Origin of the sequence: Pseudomonas fluorescens (genome assembly GCF_902497855.1) — a bacterium.
Taxonomy (GTDB): Bacteria; Pseudomonadota; Gammaproteobacteria; order Pseudomonadales; family Pseudomonadaceae; genus Aquipseudomonas; species Aquipseudomonas fluorescens_BI.
On record NZ_CABVHU010000009.1, the window covers coordinates 95,434 to 109,948 of the forward strand.

Below are 14,515 nucleotides of genomic sequence, written 5' to 3' on the forward strand. Positions count from 1 at the left end.
CGATAAAGACTGCGCCGGTAGACCCGGCGTCTGAACCAGGAATGACTCGAATGAACAATAAGATCCAAGAGCGATTCAATGCCTTGCTCAGCCACAAGGCTGCCCAGGCCGGAACACCTCCCCTGCTGACTGAAGCACTGGCCCGCCAACTGCTCGACCGCCTTGGGCAGCTGCGCCTGTTTGCTCATGCCTATCCCTTGCTGACCAACCTCACCCATGGCCGTGTCACGCCGGCCGACCTGCTGGACTTCGCCTATCGCCACGAGCTGCAGGGCCTGAGCCTGCATTTGCTGGACGGCGAGGAAAACAGCCTGAGCCAGATGACACCCGCACAGCTGCAGGCGTTTGCCGACAAGGCCAATGCGCTCGGACTGGCGGTGCACCTGGAAATCAGCAGCACGCTGAAAAAAGATGTCGATCAGGTCATCGCCATCGCCAAGGCCCTGGGCACCCGCAACATCCGCGTTTACTCACGCTACGAAGGCACGCTGTCCCGGGTCATGGACGTGATCGAGTCAGACCTGCATTACCTCGCGCAGCAGGCCGACGAGCACGACCTGTTCTTCGACTTCGAGCAGCATGAGGAACTCAAGAGCGCCGAGATCGCGCAACTGCTGACCCGGCTGAACCACCCGCGGCTGCATGCCTTGTTCGACTTCGGCAACATGATCAATGCCTGCGAACAGCCCCTGCAGGCGCTGCGGACCCTGGCACCGCACATACGCCAGACCCACCTCAAGGGTGTGCGCATCGTCCCCGAGCACAACGGCTTCGGCCATTACGGCGTGCTGCAGGGCAGCGACGAAGACGATCTGCCCAACGCACGCATGCTGTTCGAACTGCTGATGCTCGGCGACTCGACCCCGCAAGTGATCGCATTCATTCTCGAGCAGGAAAATCACTACGTCGCCCCGGCATTCCGCCAGACCCTCGAGGCGGCCGATCCCTTCATTGCGTACCGGGAAATGAGTGAAACCGCATTGCCAGACGGCTATTCGCTGGAGCGAATGCTGGCCGATGAACACCGCTGGGCGAACAACCAGGTCGCTTATGTGCGAGGGCTGCTGGCCGAGTTCCGCACCCTGGCCGAACTGACGCTGGACCACTGCGAAAACGCCTGAACCTGACGTGGAGAACAATAATGACAACTCGTGACAAGGCCAAATGGCTCAGATTCCTGATTCTCATCCTCGGTGGTGGCACCATCTACAAGCTGGCGAACCTCAAGGACGCCTTCTACATACCCATGCAAGAATTCATGGGCTTGAGCCACACTGAGATCGGCCTGCTGTTGAGCGCCAACGCCATCATCGCCACCGCGCTGTTTGTGGTCGGCGGTGTTCTGGCGGACCGCTACGACACGCGCAAACTGATCCCCATCGGTCTGATCGGTACCGGTGGCCTGGGCTTGTATCTGGCGACCTTTCCACCGTTCAGCAATCTGCTGATCGTGTTCAGCCTGCTGGCCGTCTGCGCCGATTGCATCTTCTGGCCTTCGCTGCTCAAGGCCATCCGCAATCTGGGCGACGATCAGGAACAGGGGCGGTTGTTCGGACTGCTGGAAGGTGGGCGTGGCGTCATCGACACGCTGGTGGCTTTTTCGGCGCTGGGCGTGTTCGTGGCCATGGGCTCCGGCGAGACCGGGCTGAAATCGGCAATCCTCTTCTACTCGGTCATCGACATTCTGGCCGGCACCCTGACCTGGTTCCTGCTCAAGGGCGGCAGCGCGCAGTCGATCGCCAAGCCGAAGAACGGTATGGCGAATCTGTTCGAAGCCATCAAGGTGCCGGGTATCTGGCTGGTCAGCCTCAACGTGTTCATGGTCTACATCGTCTACTGCGGCCTGACCTATTTCATTCCCTACCTCAAGGAAATGTACGGGCTGCCCGTGGCACTGGTGGGCGCCTACGGCATCATCAACCAGTACTTCCTCAAGATCCTGGGCGGGCCCGCCGGCGGTTTCATTGCCGACAAGCAGTTCAAGAGCACCAGCCGCTATTTGAAGTGGGCATTCCTGGCCTTGCTGCCGCTGATGGGCGTGATCATGCTGATCCCGAAAAACCCGGGGTTCATCTATGCGGGCATGGCCGCCACGCTGTCCTTCGCGCTGATCGTGTTTTCCATGCGCGGCGTGTTCTGGGCGCCCATGGGTGAAGTCGGCATTCCTCAGCACATCACCGGTTCCGCGTTCGGTATCGGCTGCCTGATCGGCTACGCACCGGGCATGTTCGCTTACGTCGTCTACGGCGCCATCCTCGACCATTTCCCGGGTCAGCAAGGCTACAACTACGTTTTCAGCCTGATGAGCCTGTTGGCCATTATCGGATTCATGGTGTCCAGCCTGCTGTACAAGAGCGTGCGCAATAAACCCACGGCAAGCGGTGCGGTCAGCGCGGCGCAGGCTTAAGTCGTGTTGGCAACACAATAAAAGCGCCCATGGAAATTGTAGGAGCGAGCTTGCTCGCGATGGCCTTAAGTGCGCCGCGTTTAACCAGGTAAATACGCGTTATCGTTAACGACCATCGCGAGCAAGCTCGCTCCTACAGTGGGTCACATTCGCTTAACAGAGTGGCGTTTTATGGGACGCAAAATCAGACCCGGGCCCCGCTGAAACGAGAACCGGGCGCAGAACATGGCATCGCTACGATGCACCGCCAGCCTCAATCGAAAGCGCCATTGAGCACTTCATAAATGAGCCCGGTGGCCAGTGCGACCAGTATCAAATCAGTACCCACCTGCTGCCATTCGTAACCATCGTAGTGAGGCAGTCTTCCAACCAGCCGACCATCCAGCTTTTTGGCGATGCCCGGTGGAAGCGGTTTGCCTCGGGCCAGGTTCTTTTGAATGCCGGGTGGCAAGGCAGGCCCGGGGTTCCAGTAGTCGCGATGCTCGCCAACAATGCCGAGGATGTTCGAGCGATTGATGCCTGGACCATGATCGCCGCCTCCTGAATGTTGACCTGTATTGGCGTGTCCGCCCTGGTTGCCATGGTCCTGGCTGTTTTGCGGATTTCCCTTGCCGTTCCCTTGCCCCTTCCCGTTACCGGGGTCGGCCAATGCGGGCACCGAAGCGGACACCAGTGCAAGACAGGTGATGGCTGTAATCAACGAGCGAGATCTGAACATATCCGTACTCTCAGAAAGGGGGTATCCCCTGGCATGTAGATGCTCCAGGGGATTTTAGTTCCCAAACCAGGTGTATCGGATGCTGCTGCGCAACCTGACCACCGCGTGTCTCGAATCCCTTTGTTCAGATGGCTTGTTCAGGACTGGCCCGGGTCGGGAAATGCGCAACCGGCTCGGCCTCTGTCCCGAGTTTGGGTTGCTCGACCCGAATGAAACAGGTCAACACCGCGCCCAACAGGTACAAGGACGCATAGACCCACACCACCCCTTGCACCCCCAGCCAGGAAATCGTCAGGGTCGCGATGGCCGGCCCCATGAAATTCGACAGCCCGGCGGCCAGGTTGTGGGCAGAAATGGCCGCTCCCTTGCGCTCGGGGGAAATAGCCAGAAAGACCGCGCCCATGGGCACGAACGCCGAGACGCAAATGCCCAGTGCCACCGCGGCGACAATCGCCAGTTCGAAGTGGGCGCCATACATCAGCGGCACGTAATAGAACGCCAGGGTCGCCAGCGCACCGCCGACACAACCGAACCAGCGCATCTGCCGCAGCCAGCCGATCCGGTCGCCGACCCAGCCCCAGATCACATTGGTGAAAATGGTGACGATGAACATCACGCCCCACAGATGCAACCATTGTTCCATGGTGAAACCGATCTCGGCCGACGTCAGGTACAGCGGCATGATGACCGGGAAACCGAACAGTGTCAGGTTGCAGATAATGCGCACGATGGCCGTGATCAGAATGCTGCGTTGATCGAACAGGATCGTGACCCCTCGGCTCAACTCGCGCAAACGTTCGGCGAGGAGTTTAGGTGTGCCCGCCGGTGCCGCGCCTCGGTCCTTGACCATGAACACAATCAACAGCGCCGCCAGCGCGACCCAGAATGTCGCCATCCACAACGTGCCGATAAAACCGATCCGCGAGATGCTCAGGCTCGGCAGGTACGTCCCGAGAAAACCAATGCCAATGGAATACATGGTCCAGTACCAACCCATCGCCGAAGCAAGGCGAGCACCGGGCGTGACCTGCGCAATCCAGACCAGGAACGCGTAGATGAACAAGGGGTAGGCCAGCCCGCGGATGCCGTAGAACAGCACCATCAACGGGTAGTTCTGTGCGCTCAGGCCGAACGTCAGAAACAACCCATGAAAGACCAGCCAGGCCACGACACCGACCAACATGATCCGCCGCGGGCCGAAGGTCTCGGCCAGCACACCGGAACTCCAGCTGGACAAGGCGGCGAGCAGGCCATAAACCGTGAACAGCAAGGAAGCCTGGGTCGGCGTGAAACCGAGGTCGACGATGTAACGCGACAGGAAAGCCAGCTCAATGCCGTCCCCTGTCATGAACAGAGCAATGGCAACGTAACCCCATATCAGACAGACAGGCATGCCCAGCAACAACCCTCGAGACGATTCGCGAGTGACCATGGTTTTTCCTTTTTTTGTATTTGTAGGTAAAGCCGCAGCCGACATGTGCGTAACAGGATCGGCGAGCGCCGAGGGAAGAATCCCATCGAAGGAGGGTCATGGCTAACGCGTGAGGTAATGCTGACTGATACTTTTTTTCAGGACGGCGAAAGCACGCCAATCCCTGTAGGAGCCGCCCCGCGACATCAAAGCCACGCCTCGCACACCCAGTACACTATTTGCTGTGGACCCGAAGATCGATACCGAAACCCTGGTGGTTTATTTGGTTGAGACGCTAGCCTCTGTCGATGTGATGGTGCATCAGTTGGTGGATCATCTGGACGGTGGATCCCGTAATGCCCTGCTGGGAATTTCCAACAGTGTGATGCTGGCCGAAATCACGGCTAACCGAGTGCTGGATCAGATCGATCCCGCTCAAACAGGTGCAGTTGGCTGAGGCCGGCAGCCATAAAAAATCCGATGCCAGAGGTGTGGCGTCGGATTTTCGAGCAGCCAAAAAGTGACAGCAGCCAAAAAGTGACTGATCTATTTCATGACAAAAAACGATAAATAGATCCGTCACCTTTTCAGCCAAAAAGTGACCAGCCAAAAAGTGACTGATCTATTTCATGACAAAAAACGATAAATAGATCCGTCACCTTTTCGCGTCGTCACCTTTTCGCGTCTTGAGTCTTGCACCGACCATGATGACGCCTTCGCCAGCAAGCCGGCTCCTACAGGGGTTTGTGTTTGGCCCAGGATTTGTGTCGCGACACACATCATTGTGGGAGCTGGCTTGCCAGCGAAGGCGGCCTTGAGTCTTGCACCGACCATAATGACGCCTTCGCCAGCAAGCCGGCTCCTACAGGGGTTTGTGTTTGGCCCAGGATTTGTGTCGCGACACACATCATTGTGGGAGCTGGCTTGCCAGCGAAGGCGGCCTTGAGTCTTGCACCGACCATAATGACGCCTTCGCCAGCAAGCCGGCTCCTACAGGGGTTTGTGTTTGGCCCAGGATTTGTGTCGCGACACAAATCATTGTGGGAGCTGGCTTGCCAGCGAAGGCGGCCTTGAGTCTTGCACCGACCATGATGACGCCTTCGCCAGCAAGCCGGCTCCTACAGGGGTTTGTGTTTGGCCCAGGATTTGTGTCGCGACACACATCATTGTGGGAGCTGGCTTGCCAGCGAAGGCGGCCTTGAGTCTTGCACCGACCATAATGACGCCTTCGCCAGCAAGCCGGCTCCTACAGGGGTTTCTGTTTGGCTCAGGATTTGTGTCGCGATACAAATTTGTCGGCACTTCGCAGCCCGTTCCTCAACGCGTTCCCCGACCAAATACTTTGACAATCCACCCGGCTTCTGCAACGATCATTTCGTCAGTGTACTGATCTAATTTGGCGCATTGGCACTTGATTGACAGCACACGCTGCAGGTGCGGCACGCTTCGTCTCCAGGTTCATGCGGGATGAGTCTGGCCAATACTTATACTCAGTACACTGATGATATCTATGGATCATCGCGCATGGAACGACACAGCCGTGAGTTCTGAACCTTCCGAGGGGCCCTAGGATGAAAACCACACAAATGCGCAAGAAAACCGTCCCGGAGCAGGCAGGCGCCCTGCTCTTCCTGACGACGAATCACATCTTTGCCTGATAGGCATGAGCCACCCGGCCAGTCACCAGACGCCGGGACAGGATCAGGTCTCTAAAAACAACAACAAGAGTCAGATGCCATGCGAAAAATCGATATCAACAAATTGATAGACGAGGCACGTTTCAATCCCTTCCACCTGCGTGTGCTGTTCTGGGCCACGCTGATCCTTATCTTCGACGGCTACGATCTGGTGATCTACGGCGTGGTGCTGCCAACGCTGATGCAGGAATGGGGCTTGACCCCGGTACAAGCAGGCACGCTAGGCAGTTGTGCGCTGTTCGGCATGATGTTTGGTGCGCTGATCCTCGGCCCGCTGGCGGATAAGGTCGGTCGTAAACCGGTGATCGTCGGCGGCATCGCGCTGTTCAGCCTATTCACCGTGCTGACCGGGTTTTGCACCGACCCGACCCAATTCGGCATCTGTCGTTTTATCGCCGGATTTGGCATCGGCGGTGTCATGCCCAATGCGGTAGCGCTCATGAGCGAATACGCCCCGAAGAAACTTCGCAGCACGCTGGTGGCAATCATGTTCAGCGGTTACTCGGTGGGCGGGATGATCTCTGCAGGGCTGGGGGTTGTGCTGTTGCCGAGCTTCGGTTGGCAGTCGCTGTTCTACGTCGCCGCCATTCCGATACTGCTGCTGCCGATGATTTATCGATCGTTGCCCGAGTCCGTGGGATTCATGGTGCGTCAAGGCCGCGCAGTCGAGGCGAGCCATGTCATGCAAAGCATCGAACCCGGCTATGTTCCACGGGCCAATGACGACTACAGCACCCCGACGCTCAAAACCGCCGGAGCGCCATTGATGCAGCTGTTTCGCGAGGGCCGCGCGATCAGCACGCTGTTGCTCTGGACTTCGTGTTTCTGCTGTTTGTTGATGATTTACGCCCTGGGCTCCTGGTTGCCGAAACTGATGGTGAATGCCGGTTATGGACTGGGATCGAGCATCATGTTTCTGCTGGTGCTCAATTTCGGTGCGATCGTTGGCGCCATCGGTGGCGGCTGGCTTGGCGACCGCTTCAAACTGCGAAATGTGGTCGTGGTGTTCTTTGTCATTGCCGCGATATCGATCAGTTCACTCGGCTTCAACCCGCCTACGGTCATCCTCTATGCACTGGTGGCGATAGCGGGTGCGAGCACCATTGGTACGCAGATTCTGGCGTGGGCCTTTGTGGCCCAGTTCTACCCGATGACCATACGCTCCACCGGCCTCGGCTGGGCGTCGGGGATCGGACGCACCGGGGCAATGGTGGGACCGATTCTGGGGGGCGTGCTGGTGGGCATTCAATTGCCACTGCACTTTAACTTCATGGTCTTCGCCCTCCCGGGAGCCGTAGCTGCATTGGCGATGTGCTTCGTTTACCAGCGCCAGTCCAAAACGCAACCGCAGGCGTCGGCCAGCGCTGTGCTGCAGGACTGAGCCCCGGCCTGGATCTGCTGCAAAAGATTCTGCCGTAAAAAAGCCGCCAGGCGGTGATCGATTCTCTGGATCGATCACCGCCTGGCGAGCTTCTAGTATCAGGTGTTGTCAGGAACGGGAGTACTATTCATCCCCTTGCATTCAGCGCTACGCATCATCCTCAAGGACAAAGGCGTGAACAAAAAAACAGGTATCAGAGCCCAGCAGGCCGACCAGACCAAGGCTCGGATTCTCAAGGCCGCCGTCAAGGTCTTCACCCGCGATGGTTATGCGGGCGGGCGGATCGAACAGATTTCCAGCGAGGCCGAATCCAACGACCGGATGATCTATTACTATTTCGGCAGCAAGGAAAACCTCTTTGTCCGGGTGCTTGAACACACTTATGAAGCCTTCAACCAAGCCGAAAGCATGCTGCGCCCGGACCTTTCGAACCCCGTGCAGGCCCTGCGTGATCGGGTAGCATTCGTCTGGCATTACTACGTAAAGCATCCGGAATTCGTCGCTATCCTTAATATCGAAAACCTGCACGAGGGCACGCACGCCAGGCAGTCCAGTGAGCTACGTCGCTTGTCCGGCACCACGCTGGGGGTGATCACACCGATCATCGAAGCGGGTCAGCGCCAGGGGGTGTTTCGCCAGGACATCGACATCAATCACGTTTACCTGATGATCGCCTCACTCTGCTACTTCTATAACTCCAACCGGCACACCCTCACCTCATTCCTGGGTCAGGACCTGGCGGATCAAGGCCAGCAGCAGGGCTGGCTGGCGTTCATCAGCGATCTGGTGGTGCGCGGTGTGCTGACACTGCCTGCGCCTCAGTTACCCTCTGATCAATGAGTGCCGGGGTTGGCTCGCAAGTGCGCGACCTTCTGCTCCAGCCCTTGCCACGCAGGTTCAGCCGAGGCGAAGCGATTGCGCAGGTAGGCCGTCAGTTCGGCGATCTGCCTGTTGGACAGGCTGTCCTTGAAACCTGGCATATAACCCAGGTCCGGTGTCGCCGGGTTGGAGATGCCTTGCAAAATGACCTTCAGCAGGTTGTCTGGCAGTGTGCTGTGAAGGTTGGTATTGGTTGCCAGCGACGGGCTGACACCAAAGAGTTTCGGCCCAAGACCATCGGCGTGACAGCCCTGGCAGGAACCTTCGAACACCCGCCGACCATTGCTCAACGACACGGCTGTGACACTGGGTTGCGCTACGGTTTGGGTGCTTGAGCGAGTCTGTGCTTGCGCTGTGCCATCGAGCGACGCGAGGTACACCGCCATCGCCCGGATGTCTGCCTTGGGCAACTTCGCCAATTCACTCACCACTGGTCCCATGGGTCCCGCCGCGACACCGTGGGCATCGGAATAACCGCTGCTCAGGTAGGTGAACAGTTGATCTTCAGTCCACGGCGTAGGCGACTTGGATAAGCCGTTGAGCGCAGGGGCTTCCCAGCCATCGACCATGCCGCCCGCGAGGAAATTTTTGCCGCCCTTCTCCGCCCCCATCAGGTTGCGCGGCGAATGACAGGCCGCGCAGTGCCCCAGCCCATTGACCAGGTAGGCGCCGCGATTCCACTGCTCGCTGCGTTGCGGCTGCACCTGGATTTCACCCTTGCGCAGGAACAACGCGTTCCAACCCGCCATCAACGGCCGCATGTTGAACGGGAACTGCATGTCGTTGACCTTGGCCGGCTGGCTCACCGGGGCCTGGGACATCAGGTACGCGTACAGTGCCTGCATGTCGGCGTCATTGATGTTTCTGAAGGCCGTGTAAGGAAATGCCGGATACAGATTCTTCCCATCGCGACTGATGCCATCGCGCATCGCCCGCTCGAACGCGGGGTAGGACCAATTGCCAATCCCGGTTGTCGGGTCAGGTGTGATGTTGCTGCTGTACAGCGTTCCGAAAGGCGTCTGCATGGCCAACCCGCCCGCATTGGTCGCGCCGCCTGGCGCCGTATGGCACACCGCGCAATCGCCGACTGCCGCCAGCAAGCGCCCTCGCTCCAGCGTCGCCGCAGACCAGGTGCCGGCGCCGGGTGGCGTGATCGGGGCGATTTCCGCACGCCAGGGCAAAGCGGTGGCAGCCACGCCCAGTATCGCGCCGAAGGCTGCGAACAATGAGCCGAACAACCATTTCGAGCGTTTGGCCTTTGGCGAGTTGGGGGGATTGGCATTCGCTTCGTCCGCCGAGCCTTTGAGCGCGGCCAGCACACGCTCGGCAGTGATCGGCAGTTCACGAAAACGAATGCCGGTGGCGTCGTAGATCGCATTGGCGATCGCTGCCGCGCTCGGCACTGCCGCCGACTCACCCGCGCCCATGGGTGCTTCGTTCTGGCGCGGCATCATCAGCACGTCGATTTCCGGCACCTGGGGGAATGTCAGGATCGGGTAACCGCCCCATTCCTTGCTGGCAACGGCGGACTCTTCAAAGGTCACGCGCTCCTTGAGCACGCGACTGGTGGACTGAATCACATTGCCGTGAATCTGATGCTGCACGCCGGCGGGGTTGATCATCATCCCGGCGTCATGCCCGATCACGACCCGGGTGACGGACACTTCGCCGCTGCGCTTGTCCACCGCCACGTCCGCGACCCACGCTGCCCACGCAGCGCCGAAACCTGGAAATTTGCTGTGAATGTAACGGGCATAGGCAAACCCACGGCCACGCAGGATGTTGTCTTGTTCCGGGATTTGCATCGGCTGCGTACGCGGTGCCCATTCGGCGCGGGCAGCCGTGGCCTTGACCAGATCCGAGGCGCGTTCATCATTCAGATAGCGCAGGCGGTATTCGACAGGATCGACGCCCGCGGCAAAGGCCAACTCATCGATATACGACTCATGGGCGAAGGTATTGGGCAGCGCCGACACGCCCCGCATCCACGACGCCCGAACGATGGGCGCCATGTCGTTTACGCTCACGCGCATGTGTTCAAAATCATAGGGAGGGATCGAAGTGCGGTCGCCCATTTCGAACATCGCCGCTACCGGTTCGACCCGTCCCGTCAGCAGCAACGCCAAGGTCGGCGCACCGTTGGACGGGTAGCTGGTCTGGAAATCGTAACCGGCCACACCACCATCGGCATTGATGCCGCCATCGACTTCCATCAGTTGCGCCGTGCCCTTGGGCTCCCAGACATGCTCCTGCTCGCGGGTCAATTGCACCCGTACCGGCAGGCCGACGGCCCGGGACAGCAACACCGCATCGGCACACACGTCGTCGGCACAGTTGCGCCCGTAACAACCGGCCGCTTCCATGCGGATGATCTCGATCCGCTCTTCCGGGTACTCCAGCAGCCACGCCAGGTCAGCGCGCAGCAAATGGGGGTTTTGCGTGCCGGACCAGACGCGAATGCCGTCCTCGTGATAGTCCGCCAGCCCGCAGGACGGACCGATGGAGGCGTGAAGCTGGTATGGCCACAGGTAGGTGCGGGCCATGCGTTCGCTGGCCTGCTCCAGCGCTTGATCAACATTGCCCTTGTCCAGCACGACGCGCTGCACCCGGGGGTTGTCGCGAATGGCCTGCGCGATGTCACCCATGTCCGGCAGTTTGTGGTTCCAGGCTTTCCAGGTGACTTTCAGCGCCTGGGCGGCCTTGGCGGCCTGCTCTTCACGCAGGGCGACTACGCCGACAAAATCGCGAATCACCACCACCCGCACGATGCCGGGAATGTGCGCGATGGAGGACTCGTCCACCTCCAGCAGGCTGTTGCCGACGAAATCACCGCTGTCGAGCCCGGCATAAGGCGGGCGAATCACTCGGCCATGCAGCATGTCCGGCAGCCGCATGTCATGCACGTAGGTCAGCTCACCGGTGGCTTTGCCGGGAATGTCCACCCGTGCTGCGCCCTTGCCCACCAGCCGATAATCTTCCAGACGCTTGAGTGGCGCGTCGCCAGAAATCGTCAACTGGTCACGCTCGCCCTGCACCAGTTCGGCAAACGTGAACTGGCGACCGTCTTGGCTGCTGACGACCCCGCTGTTTATACGCAAGGTGTCAACCGCAACGGCTAAACGCCGGGCCGCCCGTGCCAGCAAAAATCGCCGGGCTTCAGCTGCCGCGTTACGCAAGGGGATGGCCGAAATCTGGATGGTCGCACTGGCGATGGTTGCGCCCTGGTTCGGCGCGCTATCGGTATCGCCAAGGACCATACAGACTTGATCCAGCGCCAGGTCCAGCTCTTCAGCGACGATTTGTGCCAGCGAAGTACGAATCCCCGTGCCCAGATCCACATGACCGTTGAACCCATAGACCTTGCCGTCGTCGTTGACCGCAATGAACAACGCCAGCTCCTGGGGTTTGATCACGGGTACGCCACCTTTGGCCACGGGGCCGGACGGTGGCTGGATCTGATCGACGATCAACAAGACGCCGGACTTGGTCAGCAGCTGAGCACGGGTGAGCGTTGCATGGGTCATGGTCATCGATCCGTTCAAGACTTTTGACGGGCGGCACGCAGTACCGCACGAAGAATTTCGATATGAGTGCCGCAGCGGCAGAGATTGGCCGACAATTCGTTGCGAATCTGCGCCTCGCTGGGGTGCGGATTGCGGTCGAGCAAGGCCTTGGCCGTCATGATCATGCCGTTCATGCAGTAGCCGCACTGCGCCGCCTGCTCATCAATGAAGGCCTGCTGCACCGGGTGCGGGTGCTCGCGGGTGCCGATGCCTTCGAGGGTGGTGATTTCCCGGCCTTCGGCGCCGGACAACGGGAACACACACGCCCGCGCCGCAACTCCATCGATGATTACCGTGCAGGCGCCGCACTCGCCCAGGCCACAACCGTATTTCGGGCCGTTGAGCTGTAAATCGTTACGCAGTACCAGCAACAGCGGCGTGTCGGCCATGGCACAGACCGTAGTGGTCTGGCCATTGACTCGCAGCGTCACGGTCTTTTCCGGCACTCGTGCTTGCTCACTCATGTCGCACTCCCTGGGTGTTACCGTCCGCCCTCTTGAGGTGCGGTTTTTTTTATTAAGTAACCACTACATGAAAAAGGCGTGACCGGGGCCGCGTGTGCGTACTGCGCAGATCGAGCGCAGTGCCATTGCGGGTTCCAGCGCTTGAAGAGGGGATGGCTACCCGACTCTTCACGTTACCCCTGACTACATTTTTTCATGAAGTGACCACTTCATGAATCAGAGGCAAGAAGAATGCCAGGGGCGGCTTGTCACTGGTTAATCGTCGGTGTCATCGATCATTTTGCGCAGCAAATACAGCATCGCGACGCGCTCGCCCGGGTTGAGGTTACCCATGGTCAGCTCGCTGACGCGGGCGGCATGAGGCTCGGTGTCACGCACCAATTGATGGCCACTGTCGGACAGGCCAACGATGACTTTACGCCGATCTTGAGGGTCTGGTTCCAGGGTGATCAGGTCGCGTGCCTTGAGCCGCTCGACGATGCCTCGAATGGTCGCCTGATCCACCGCAGTGGCCTTGACCAGCTCGGTCAATGAGCTCGGCCCGCTGTCACGCACGGCGCACAGCGTGATGAACTGCACGGCGGTCAGCTGCGAATCGTCGATGTTCTGCTGGAAGATCGCCATATTGCGCTGGTAAGCCTTGCGCAGCAAATGACCGACCTGCTCGGAAAAGGCGTAGGGTGCGGTTGTCTGTGGGGTGTTGTCTGTCGTATCCGGCACGGCGGGCTCTATCAAAAAAAAGTAAGTGGCGTTTACATTAACCTGCGAGGGGGATCAAGGTAACTCAATCGTGGTGGGTCACTGTCCCGGCCCCCCTCTTTTATATCACCGCGCGATAGAGGCCTGCGGCGCGACCACATCACCGCCCAGGACCACTGCCTGATCATCGAGGTAGATATCGCAATGGCGCAGCGGGATGTCCAGGTGACACGGGGTTTTCCGGGTACCGCCCACCTCGGTATTGGGCCCGGTGGAGAACAGGAAGTTGCCGTAGAACGCCCGGGCATCCATGCACATGCCGTCGTTTTTGTCATGCAAGCCCATGGCGGTCCACTGCGCACGCGGTTGCAAACCCCAGCCGATATGAGAAATGCCGTACACCTCGGGGTCGTTGAAGTACTTCATGTAATCGCGCAGGTATTCGGCCTCGAAGCCACCATGGATCGAGGTGATGAAGCCCTTTTCGATTTCCAGGGTGATCTTCTCTCGCGAGTAATTCTTGAACGGCAACAGGATATCGCCGACGTCGATCACCAGTACGCCCTCGGCGGTTTCCTCGTTTGGCCAGGAGAATAGAAACCCGCTGGGCCAGTGATCCCAACGCCCCGGCTCATCGGCAAAACCGTACTCGGCAACCGCAGGGTATTGCCCGAGCAACGCCTTGAAATCGCTGCCGGCCCTGGACTTCACGTGGATCGAGCGCGCCTGCTTCAGCAGCTTCTCGGCCGCCATCACCCGTTCTTTGTCCGCCAGCGTAGGCAGCATCCGCGCCAGCACTTCCGGTGGTTCGACCGCCAACAGTATGCGCGTCCCGGTCTTGAGGATCTGCTCCTGCTCCGGCGAGTGCAGCAACATCATGGTGTCGACCACCAGGTCCGCCGCTTCCAGCGCCCGTTGTGCGGCGATATTGCCGGTCAGCGCGGTGTCGCCGCAGTAAGCGGTCATGTCATTGCCCATGGCCATAGGGTGGTTGAACGACGGCAACTCGACCGCATAGACCTTGGCCCCAAGACGCTGCGCGGCGTCCATGGCCGCCCGCACGGTACGCGAGTCGGAGTAGTGGCTTTTCAGCACTGCAACGCTTTGGGTCGAGTCCACTTTGGACAGTTTCAACACGTGTTCAAACATCTGGGTCAGTTCGCAATCGCTTACCGGCATTTTTTGTCTTCCTCTTAACCTGTTGAGTTGGTTCGACGCCTCGCGCCCTGTGCACCAAAGCAAGGCAGCGAGCCTGGCGCCTGCACGAATTTGAAGTGTATACGCTATTTATTAACG

At 59.3% G+C, this 14,515-nt stretch carries 10 protein-coding genes and 1 pseudogene; 5 read left to right on the plus strand and 6 right to left on the minus strand.

Annotated features, from left to right (window positions below):
* Nucleotides 1-50 precede the first annotated feature (50 nt).
* On the plus strand, nucleotides 51-1,121 hold the full coding sequence (locus tag F8N96_RS18740; protein ID WP_150799046.1) for a sugar phosphate isomerase/epimerase family protein: 1,071 nt from the start codon (nucleotides 51-53) through the stop codon (nucleotides 1,119-1,121).
* Nucleotides 1,122-1,141: 20 nt separating this feature from the next.
* Nucleotides 1,142-2,407, plus strand: coding sequence for an MFS transporter (locus F8N96_RS18745; RefSeq protein WP_150799047.1), 1,266 nt, complete (start codon nucleotides 1,142-1,144; stop codon nucleotides 2,405-2,407).
* Nucleotides 2,408-2,660: 253 nt separating this feature from the next.
* Here the strand turns inward: F8N96_RS18745 and F8N96_RS18750 are convergent, their stop codons facing one another.
* Both F8N96_RS18750 and F8N96_RS18755 read right to left on the minus strand, forming a co-directional pair.
* Nucleotides 2,661-3,125: an anti-virulence regulator CigR family protein gene (locus tag F8N96_RS18750; RefSeq protein ID WP_150799048.1), complete on the minus strand. Its 465-nt coding sequence runs from the start codon at nucleotides 3,123-3,125 to the stop codon at nucleotides 2,661-2,663.
* Nucleotides 3,126-3,249: 124 nt separating this feature from the next.
* Nucleotides 3,250-4,557, minus strand: coding sequence for an MFS transporter (locus tag F8N96_RS18755; protein WP_150799049.1), 1,308 nt, complete (start codon nucleotides 4,555-4,557; stop codon nucleotides 3,250-3,252).
* A gap of 181 nt (nucleotides 4,558-4,738) precedes the next feature.
* On the opposite strand from F8N96_RS18755, the pseudogene F8N96_RS18760 reads away from it, so the two are divergent.
* The 3 genes and pseudogenes from F8N96_RS18760 to F8N96_RS18770 form a co-directional block, all read left to right on the plus strand.
* A pseudogene (locus tag F8N96_RS18760) lies at nucleotides 4,739-4,993 on the plus strand (DUF6124 family protein); the annotation flags it as partial.
* A 1,280-nt stretch (nucleotides 4,994-6,273) separates the two neighbouring features.
* A complete protein-coding gene (locus F8N96_RS18765) occupies nucleotides 6,274-7,614 on the plus strand; it encodes an MFS transporter (RefSeq protein ID WP_150799050.1) in 1,341 nt (446 codons plus the stop codon).
* A 174-nt stretch (nucleotides 7,615-7,788) separates the two neighbouring features.
* Complete coding sequence (locus F8N96_RS18770) at nucleotides 7,789-8,454, plus strand: TetR/AcrR family transcriptional regulator (RefSeq protein WP_150799051.1); 666 nt, start codon at nucleotides 7,789-7,791, stop codon at nucleotides 8,452-8,454.
* Here the strand turns inward: F8N96_RS18770 and F8N96_RS18775 are convergent.
* From F8N96_RS18775 to F8N96_RS18790, 4 genes are all read right to left on the minus strand, one after another.
* Entirely contained in the window at nucleotides 8,448-12,017 is a 3,570-nt protein-coding gene (locus F8N96_RS18775) for a molybdopterin cofactor-binding domain-containing protein (RefSeq protein WP_150799052.1), read from the minus strand. The genes F8N96_RS18770 and F8N96_RS18775 overlap by 7 nt on opposite strands.
* A gap of 14 nt (nucleotides 12,018-12,031) precedes the next feature.
* Nucleotides 12,032-12,520, minus strand: coding sequence for a (2Fe-2S)-binding protein (locus F8N96_RS18780; protein ID WP_150799053.1), 489 nt, complete (start codon nucleotides 12,518-12,520; stop codon nucleotides 12,032-12,034).
* A gap of 255 nt (nucleotides 12,521-12,775) precedes the next feature.
* The gene (locus F8N96_RS18785; protein ID WP_150799054.1) at nucleotides 12,776-13,240 is read right to left on the minus strand and encodes a MarR family winged helix-turn-helix transcriptional regulator; all 465 of its coding nucleotides are present in this window, start codon (nucleotides 13,238-13,240) and stop codon (nucleotides 12,776-12,778) included.
* Between the two features lie 105 nt (nucleotides 13,241-13,345).
* Entirely contained in the window at nucleotides 13,346-14,398 is a 1,053-nt protein-coding gene (locus F8N96_RS18790; RefSeq protein WP_150799055.1) for a 2,5-dihydroxypyridine 5,6-dioxygenase, read from the minus strand.
* Nucleotides 14,399-14,515: the final 117 nt, after the last annotated feature.

What these genes read in the sequence shown, in the direction of transcription:
- F8N96_RS18740 (WP_150799046.1), top strand. Translation starts at nt 51, where the DNA reads ATGAACAATAAGATCCAAGAGCGATTCAATGCCTTGCTCAGCCACAAG.
- F8N96_RS18745 (WP_150799047.1), top strand. Translation starts at nt 1,142, where the DNA reads ATGACAACTCGTGACAAGGCCAAATGGCTCAGATTCCTGATTCTCATC.
- F8N96_RS18750 (WP_150799048.1), bottom strand. Translation starts at nt 3,125, where the DNA reads ATGTTCAGATCTCGCTCGTTGATTACAGCCATCACCTGTCTTGCACTG.
- F8N96_RS18755 (WP_150799049.1), bottom strand. Translation starts at nt 4,557, where the DNA reads ATGGTCACTCGCGAATCGTCTCGAGGGTTGTTGCTGGGCATGCCTGTC.
- F8N96_RS18765 (WP_150799050.1), top strand. Translation starts at nt 6,274, where the DNA reads ATGCGAAAAATCGATATCAACAAATTGATAGACGAGGCACGTTTCAAT.
- F8N96_RS18775 (WP_150799052.1), bottom strand. Translation starts at nt 12,017, where the DNA reads ATGACCCATGCAACGCTCACCCGTGCTCAGCTGCTGACCAAGTCCGGC.
- F8N96_RS18780 (WP_150799053.1), bottom strand. Translation starts at nt 12,520, where the DNA reads ATGAGTGAGCAAGCACGAGTGCCGGAAAAGACCGTGACGCTGCGAGTC.
- F8N96_RS18790 (WP_150799055.1), bottom strand. Translation starts at nt 14,398, where the DNA reads ATGCCGGTAAGCGATTGCGAACTGACCCAGATGTTTGAACACGTGTTG.